Raw genomic sequence first — 7,557 nt, forward strand, 5'->3', positions numbered from 1 at the left:
CCTCCTGAACAGGATGAATCAGAAAACACACCTCATGGGAATCCCCTTTGATTCAACGAAAGATGGAACCGCTCTAACCTGCGTCAGCACCCGATGTCCGACTGGCTGTAAGGTGAATGGCAAGAGTTGGATCGCGACGAGGCGACGGCCTGCCTGCCCACCCTCGAGGACACGACATCCAGCGTCGCACCGCGCAGCGAGGAGGACAATACGCTATGACTTCAGTCAAATATCCTACCAGGACGACCGCAGAGACCACCGACCTCGAACGGCGTGTGCTCGCCCATGAACGGATCCTGCAAGCTCTAATCGCATACATGGCCCGCTCGGAGCCGCGGTTTATCGATCATTTGAGAGCACGGTTCGTCGAGCCGATGCGTATGGCCAGGCACGAACATGACCACCGCGAAACGGATGATTATGCGGAAGAGTTCATCCGCGCCATGATGCTCCTCGGAGAGGCGCGCGCGCCCATACTGAAGGAGCACAAAGAGATTGATGAGCAACCCGCGCTGCCGAAAGGCCAAGGATGGCCGGGCCCTTTTCAGGAACGATCCGCGCGTCCGGACCGGGTTCGGATACGCGAAAGAAATGGGATCTGGGAGTTGAAGGTCGATGGCAAGTTTCGTGCTGACTACTTCCAGAAGGAACAGGCGGTTGCGGCTGCCGCATTGCTGAAGTTGTCCCTGCGATGACCAACCGCGTCCATCCGACGGTCCCCCAAGATTTCCCGATTCAGGTGGCCGAGAACGAAGGCATGCCGCCAAGACCTGAGTTCGAGAATACGCCTCCGCGCTTCACCCGCCCCGGGCGCCAAACTGGAACGCACTGCCTGGGTTCGCTGAATGAACGAACGGCGACATGCGGACCTTGGCCTGCAAGGGAAAAGCCGATGAGACAGGACAATAAGGCAAACGCCAATTCGCTACCAAGACTGATCAATAAACTGATTGCCGCGGCCGGTATCATCGCGTCTGTGGCCTTCCCAGTCTTTGCTCAAGACGGCACTGGACCGATGCCCGACAACGCAGAGGCGCAGAACTATGGCGTTGGCTGGGACTGTACGCTCGGTTACCGCTTTAATGGCGAGGATTGCGCTGCCATCGACGTCCCCGAGAACGCCTACGTAACTGGCCGGTCTCACGGCTCGGGCTGGGCGTGCAAGCGAGGTTATGAAAAAGTGGGAGGTGTTTCCTGCGAGGCGATCCCCGTTCCCGAGAATGCCTTTCTTCGATCATCGGGCTTCGACTGGAAATGCGATCGCGGATATCGGCAGGATCGTGAGACCTGCGTTCTGATTGTCCTTCCGGAACACGCATACCTCACGGAAAACACTTCGAGTTCCGGCTGGGAATGTGAGCGCGGCTTCACGGCCTTGACCGACTCCTGCGTTCCGATTGGGGTGCCCGAAAACGGCTACCTCACTAATGCCGACTATGGTGCCGAATGGGCTTGCAATAGGGGCTTCTTCGAGATCGATGGCCGATGTGATCCCGTAGCGCTTCCCGCAAATGCCTATCTCTACCAAGAGTCCTACGGGCCCGGGTGGCGGTGCGAACGGGGCTTTGCGGCGGTGGACGACGCCTGTGTCGCAATTGACATGCCCGCAAACGCCCATCTCGACCGATCGGGAAACAACTGGCGGTGCGACCGCAGTTTTCAACTCTCGGACGGAGAGTGTATTCTTGGACAATAGCACCCCCAGATCACGCCCGGCCGAAACTTCTGGTGTACGGATGCGGATAGGCTGTCGCCTGCGCTATCGGCTGACCCAGCCGACACCCATCATAGCTATGCTGAACGTGCACTTTTCGCGATTCGGCGATCTGGAACCCGACTATCTCGTGACTCAGCCCAGCGTGCCGCTGGAAAGCTATCGCGATGGGTTCGGGAACTGGTGCACGCGGATGGTGGCCCCGGGGGGGACTTCACTGTGTCCACCGACGGTATCTTCCGCGACACCGGACTGCTCGATCCGACAACGTCCGAGGCTGCACAGCACGCCGTTCAGGACCTGCTCTTCTACACCTTGTTCTATCTTCTTGGCAGTCGCTACTGCGACACCGATCTACTGTCGGAAGAGGCATGGCGCCGTTTCGAAAAGACGCCGCCTGGCTGGACGCGTGTCCAGGCGATCTGCGACTTCGTACACTCTGCCGTTTCGTTCGACTACATGCAGGCGAGCGCCACTCGCACAGCTTATGAAACGCTGGCTGGACGGCAGGGTGTTTGCCGGGACTTCGCTCATCTCGCTATCGCTCTCTGCCGCTGCATGAACATCCCCGCGCGTTACTGCACCGGCTATCTGAGCGAATTCGGTCAATCGGAGCCTCATCCGCCTGACGATTTCGCAGCTTGGATGGAGGTCTTTCTTGGCGGCCGCTGGTGGGTCTTCGATCCACGAAACAACAGGCCGCGCATTGGGCGGATTCTGATCGCGCGCGGTCGGGATGCCGCTGACGTGCCTCTGACGCAGACATTCGGGCTGATTACACTGACACAATTCGACGTCTGGACAGATGAGTTGACCTGGCCCTGGTTTCTTTTTCGACTGGGCATCGTAAATCCGGTCGCCAGTCCCCATATACATAATACCAACGGCAAGGGTCCCGGTCCGACATGGACGAGGAGTTGCCGTCGGTCAATCAAAGGATCGATGACATGTCTTTCAAGGACCTGACTGCCCGGGCTGCGGCTGCAATGAAGCCGAAGCCTGAGGAGATAGCCAAGACCCCTGCCAAGGAGAACGAGTCCAAGCCTGCAAGCAAGGACATACCAGCGAAATCCAAGAAGTCTTGAGACGTCCACGGACCACGCGCCCTATACGTCCTATACAAAATTGGGGCGCAGACCACCTGCAACACCAAGCGAAAGGATCGCGCCAATGGAAGATCTGACGAGCAAGACCATCGCGGTTTTCTCCCGACCTTTCACCGTTCCAGGCTTTGCCGAGACGCTTCAGGCGGGCGAGTACGAGATTGAAACGGAACTGGTGCCTCCACCGGATCACGTGGATCCCGAAGCCTGGAACGCCTCCGTCTTGGTGAAGCTTCATCCCCGGACATCGCATCCTGGACTGGAGAGAATCCTGACTGTTTCTCTTGCCGACCTCGACCACGCTCGCGCGCGGGACAAGCTGACCGGCAGAGCGTTGTCCGACTTCTTCCTTGAGGAAATGCTGGCTGATCCGATGGTGCGCCTCGTGATGGAGGCCGACGGGGTCTCTGCAGCACATATGCGACATCTCTATTCGGGGCGCCGGACGCCCCAGTCTGACAGGGATGTCCTGGACCGGAACCCGGCGCGTTTAGGTGCACGTGACATGGCGTCAATCCATGCTGCTGAGAACGCGGGCATGCCTCCACGACCGACAGGGACGTCGGCTATGCGCACGGAAGTCAGCGCGGATTTGACATGATCGCGAACAAAACCTCGGTCGACGTAGCATTTTCGGACATCGCCCGCGGACGGGCCTTTGGCGACGTACCTCGAGAACGTCCTTGTCTGAGATGCGATGTTGTTTTCTGGAGTGAAGGTTTTGGAGAACGGATCTGTCGGCGCTGCAAGGGGTTGAACGCCTGGCGGAACGCCGTTCCCGTCAGCCCCGGTGCTTCCCGGCGCCGCTGATGCCCATCGGTGCCCACGCCGTCTTCCCAGTACCGTGCTGGACCCGTCATTTCGGCCAGTCTAGACATCGCTCGCACCACGACCTACCGAAGGTCTCTGCCACGGCCAACTCCCTCGCAGGAAAGCCTGCGCTGGCAATTGTTGGGAAGAAGGTAAAGTAGACAGCCTTCTACGCCGCGATTTCTGAAAAGCGCGTTTGAGCGAAATATAGTTCAACAGCCCATTGCAGAGTTCCGTCGGTATAGCCACTTTTCATAAATTGGCACCCAGGTGTGGCGAGTGCCAATGTGTCCCTACGCATGCCACCCTTACCCGGAAATCTCGAAAGGGAGCATTTCCTTGAAGTTTACCCCGTTACATGACCGTGTCTTGGTCCGCCGTATTGAAGGCGACGAAAAGACCTCGGGCGGCCTGATCATCCCTGACAATGCAAAAGAAAAACCGCAGGAAGGCGAAGTCGTATCCGTCGGCGCCGGTGCAAGAGACGACACAGGCGCGCGTATCCCAATGGACGTCAAAGCTGGCGACAAAATTCTGTTCGGCAAATGGTCGGGCACTGAAATCAAGATCGACAGTGAAGAGCTGATGATCATGAAGGAAAGCGACATCTTGGGCATTATGGCCTGAACGACACTGAACCCTACCCCATTTTTCATTTAGGAATACCGACATGTCTACAAAAGACGTAAAATTCGGCACGGACTCCCGTGACCGCATGCTCAAGGGCATCAATACGCTCGCCAACGCCGTCAAGGTCACGCTTGGCCCCAAGGGCCGCAACGTGGTCCTCGACAAATCCTACGGAGCGCCGCGCATCACCAAGGATGGTGTTACGGTCGCCAAGGAAATCGAACTCTCGGATGCGTTCGAGAACATGGGCGCACAGCTCGTCAAAGATGTCGCGTCCCGTACCAACGATGAGGCAGGCGACGGCACAACCACCGCAACCGTTTTGGCCCAAGCTATTGTCAAGGAAGGTATGAAGTCAGTCGCCGCTGGTATGAACCCGATGGACCTCAAACGCGGTATCGACAAAGCGGTCACCGCCGTTGTTGCCGAGGTCAAGGCGATGTCGCGGCCAGTGGGCGATACGGCTGAGATCGCCAAAGTCGGAACCATTTCGGCAAACGGTGAGGCTGCTATCGGTCAACAGATCGCGGACGCGATGGCCAAGGTCGGCAACGAAGGTGTCATCACCGTCGAAGAGAACAAGGGCCTCGAGACCGAGACCGAAGTGGTCGAGGGCCTGCAGTTTGATCGTGGCTATCTCAGCCCGTATTTCATCACAGATACCGCCAAGATGACGGCGACCCTGGAGGATTGTGTCATCCTCCTGCACGAGAAGAAACTGACGTCTCTGGCCCCCATGGTGCCCTTGCTTGAAGCTGTCATGCAGGCGAACAAGCAACTCTTGGTGATGGCCGAGGACATTGATGGCGAAGCGCTCGCAACCCTTGTGGTGAACAAGCTGCGCGGTGGCCTGAAAGTGGCCGGTGTCAAAGCGCCTGGTTTTGGGGATCGCCGCAAAGCGATGCTGGAAGATCTTGCCGTCTTGACGGGCGGACAGGTGATCTCCGAGGAACTGGGTATCAAGCTCGAAAATGTCACGATGGACATGCTTGGCGATGCCAAGAAGATTACAATCACCAAGGACACTACAACTGTGATCGACGGCGCAGGCGACAAAGAAGCTATCGCTTCGCGTGTCACTCAAATCCGTGCACAGATCGAAGAGACCACCTCGGACTACGACAAGGAGAAACTGCAGGAGCGGCTGGCCAAACTGGCGGGCGGCGTTGCGGTGATCAAAGTTGGTGGTGCGACCGAGATCGAAGTGAAAGAGCGCAGGGATCGGGTTGATGACGCCTTGAACGCAACTCGTGCGGCTGTCCAGGAAGGCGTCGTACCAGGCGGTGGCGTCGCACTGGTCCATGCGGGCAAGGTTCTGGAAGGTCTCAAAGGAGACAACGCGGATCAGGATGCGGGTATCAAGATCATCCGCAAAGCGCTTCAGGCACCGTTGCGCCAGATCGCTGAAAACGCCGGTGTTGATGGCTCGGTCGTTGCTGGAAAAGTACTTGAAAACCCCAGTAAGACGTTCGGCTATGATGCGCAGCTGGACCACTACGGCGACATGTTGAATGCCGGTGTCATTGATCCGACCAAGGTCGTTCGGATCGCGCTTGAATATGCGGCATCGGTTGCAGGCCTGCTCGTTACCACCGAAGCGATGGTGGCTGACAAACCTGTCAAGTCCGGTGGCCACAGTATGCCCGACATCGAAAGCATGGGTGGTATGGGGGGCATGATGTAGAAGCGAACTTTTGTTCGCGGCATTGGAACCAATCTTTATGAGCCGCGAGCGGCCTATTCCTGAAGACGGCTCGCACCAACGACCCGACTTTTTGCCAGTCGCTCTGCCCCTCGAAGCAACCGTATCTGATGGCTCCGCTTTCTAACATCAAATCGCTCCAAGCTGATCTGTGTAAGCGTCAAAAACTGGAATGTAAGTTAGCTTGAGAACACTCGCTGAAAATTCAGCAGGAAGTGTGTTTTCGAGTTTCTCAGCGGCGCGCAAGGGGCAGTTCCCTTGAAAGAAACTCTTTTTTCGCGCGCCTCTTTTCCCTCGGAATGCTCAAGAAAGGACACTCCAATGAAACTCGATACAGATACCATCTCGGAAAAGATGAAGTCCGTTAAAACCAGCTGTGGAGGCGCACCCTTCGGTGAAAAAAGAACGCAGGCCTGGAGACATTACAACGCTGCTGAGGCCGCGCACAAAGCGAATGATGACATCAAGGCGAAATACGAACTCGACGCTGCCAGGAAAGCCCTTGTGTAAAAATTCAACGGCCGCGTGAAAAAACGGGCCAGTTTGCGCAAATGCTGAATGTAATGCGCCGGGACCTGAATCGCAGTCCATGATGGATTGCCTTACCTTGATTGGAAAAAACGTGAAGAGTGTAATTCTCGCAGCTGGCCTTGTGACATCCGTTGCGTTCTCCGCCAATGCAATGTCCGCCGAAATTGATACTGACGGTGACGGCATGGCATCCTTCGCTGAACTTCAGGTTTCATATCCTGAACTTACCAAGGAAATGTTCGGCGACATTGACACAAATGGGGATGGTTTCGTCGACGATGAGGAAATGGCTATCGCTGTCAGGCTTGGCAACCTCGCGGATCCTGAAACCCATGCCTGAAACCAAAGATTGGAGTATGCGCTATGCAAAATCGTGAAGCTTTCAGATGGACCTTCACAGCTTCAGGGCTTTGGCTCATCTTGTCGCCATTCATGCTTCTCGGCGGCCAATCGGCTCTTAGCAATGCCCTCGTTGGGGATGCAGGACTGCTCATTCTCTCGGGGCTTTTAGCTTTGACCCTAGCGGGTTACGGCCACAACAAACATTACCTGGTCCAGACCTATCTGGGAGTTTCCTACGGTTTGATTTTGGTAGCGGCGCCTTGGCTGTTCGGATTCACCGAACCTGTGACCGCGTGGAATGTCGGCGTCGTCGGAACGGCTTTGGTTCTGGCGGGCCTTTATGTGGTGTTTCAGAAAATGCCGAAACATCACTCATAGTAAAAAACACTGTGTGGGGTGGCAAACGCCCCACACTTCTAATCGTTGTCCTTGCCAATACTACTCACCCTACATCTCTTCCGGAGATGGCTATTGGCCATTGACCGCGAGTCGAACGCTTCGCGACTTATGGAGGAGTGGACAGACTGTCCTCTTGAATCAGTGTATTAACCTCTGGTTGTGTGCGCCTCGTGTGCAATCCAAGGTGAAGGTCTGCAAAGCGCAAGATGCTGTTGAAAAAGTCGACCGGGGATTTCGTTTGAATTGATGGTCGAACGGTTTCTGCCCGGCTCTTCACACCGGAATTTGTCTGAGCTTGGCAAGTTTGCGGAGGTTCTGGACTGTTG

9 protein-coding genes and 1 pseudogene are annotated in these 7,557 nt (G+C 56.4%); all 10 read left to right on the forward strand.

The features are described 5' to 3' along the window. The first annotated feature begins 215 nt into the window (after positions 1 to 215). The 10 genes and pseudogenes from AB2B41_RS22565 to AB2B41_RS22610 all read left to right on the forward strand — a co-directional run bounded on the left by AB2B41_RS22565 (position 216) and on the right by AB2B41_RS22610 (position 7,210). The gene (locus AB2B41_RS22565) at positions 216 to 695 is read left to right on the forward strand and encodes a hypothetical protein (protein ID WP_367880082.1); all 480 of its coding nucleotides are present in this window, start codon (positions 216 to 218) and stop codon (positions 693 to 695) included. Beyond that, on the forward strand, positions 692 to 1,696 hold the full coding sequence (locus tag AB2B41_RS22570) for a hypothetical protein (protein ID WP_367880083.1): 1,005 nt from the start codon (positions 692 to 694) through the stop codon (positions 1,694 to 1,696). Before AB2B41_RS22565 ends, AB2B41_RS22570 begins: the two co-directional genes overlap by 4 nt. A gap of 40 nt (positions 1,697 to 1,736) precedes the next feature. Further along, positions 1,737 to 2,527, forward strand: a pseudogene (locus tag AB2B41_RS22575) (transglutaminase-like domain-containing protein); the annotation flags it as partial. Positions 2,528 to 2,661: 134 nt separating this feature from the next. After that, complete coding sequence (locus tag AB2B41_RS22580; protein ID WP_367880085.1) at positions 2,662 to 2,799, forward strand: hypothetical protein; 138 nt, start codon at positions 2,662 to 2,664, stop codon at positions 2,797 to 2,799. 85 nt (positions 2,800 to 2,884) lie between these two features. After that, a complete protein-coding gene (locus AB2B41_RS22585) occupies positions 2,885 to 3,418 on the forward strand; it encodes a hypothetical protein (RefSeq protein ID WP_367880086.1) in 534 nt (177 codons plus the stop codon). Positions 3,419 to 3,966: 548 nt separating this feature from the next. After that, positions 3,967 to 4,254 (forward strand): co-chaperone GroES, encoded by a 288-nt coding sequence (locus AB2B41_RS22590; RefSeq protein WP_367880087.1) that lies wholly within the window; start codon positions 3,967 to 3,969, stop codon positions 4,252 to 4,254. Positions 4,255 to 4,297: 43 nt separating this feature from the next. Continuing rightward, on the forward strand, positions 4,298 to 5,941 hold the full coding sequence (gene groL, locus AB2B41_RS22595) for a chaperonin GroEL (RefSeq protein ID WP_367880088.1): 1,644 nt from the start codon (positions 4,298 to 4,300) through the stop codon (positions 5,939 to 5,941). 339 nt (positions 5,942 to 6,280) lie between these two features. Then, on the forward strand, positions 6,281 to 6,469 hold the full coding sequence (locus AB2B41_RS22600) for a hypothetical protein (protein ID WP_367880089.1): 189 nt from the start codon (positions 6,281 to 6,283) through the stop codon (positions 6,467 to 6,469). Between the two features lie 79 nt (positions 6,470 to 6,548). Further along, positions 6,549 to 6,830, forward strand: a complete 282-nt coding sequence (locus AB2B41_RS22605; RefSeq protein ID WP_367880090.1) for an EF-hand domain-containing protein — start codon at positions 6,549 to 6,551, stop codon at positions 6,828 to 6,830. Between the two features lie 23 nt (positions 6,831 to 6,853). Continuing rightward, positions 6,854 to 7,210: an SPW repeat domain-containing protein gene (locus AB2B41_RS22610; RefSeq protein ID WP_367880091.1), complete on the forward strand. Its 357-nt coding sequence runs from the start codon at positions 6,854 to 6,856 to the stop codon at positions 7,208 to 7,210. Positions 7,211 to 7,557: the final 347 nt, after the last annotated feature.

The sequence above is a fragment of the Sulfitobacter sediminis genome, assembly GCF_040811725.1.
Lineage (GTDB): Bacteria > Pseudomonadota > Alphaproteobacteria > Rhodobacterales > Rhodobacteraceae > Sulfitobacter > Sulfitobacter sediminis.

Excerpts from the sequence above, each read along its gene's own strand:
- AB2B41_RS22610 (WP_367880091.1), top strand. The coding sequence starts at position 6,854 with ATGCAAAATCGTGAAGCTTTCAGATGGACCTTCACAGCTTCAGGGCTT.
- AB2B41_RS22565 (WP_367880082.1), top strand. The coding sequence starts at position 216 with ATGACTTCAGTCAAATATCCTACCAGGACGACCGCAGAGACCACCGAC.
- AB2B41_RS22585 (WP_367880086.1), top strand. The coding sequence starts at position 2,885 with ATGGAAGATCTGACGAGCAAGACCATCGCGGTTTTCTCCCGACCTTTC.
- AB2B41_RS22605 (WP_367880090.1), top strand. The coding sequence starts at position 6,549 with ATGATGGATTGCCTTACCTTGATTGGAAAAAACGTGAAGAGTGTAATT.
- AB2B41_RS22570 (WP_367880083.1), top strand. The coding sequence starts at position 692 with ATGACCAACCGCGTCCATCCGACGGTCCCCCAAGATTTCCCGATTCAG.
- AB2B41_RS22580 (WP_367880085.1), top strand. The coding sequence starts at position 2,662 with ATGTCTTTCAAGGACCTGACTGCCCGGGCTGCGGCTGCAATGAAGCCG.
- AB2B41_RS22600 (WP_367880089.1), top strand. The coding sequence starts at position 6,281 with ATGAAACTCGATACAGATACCATCTCGGAAAAGATGAAGTCCGTTAAA.
- groL (WP_367880088.1), top strand. The coding sequence starts at position 4,298 with ATGTCTACAAAAGACGTAAAATTCGGCACGGACTCCCGTGACCGCATG.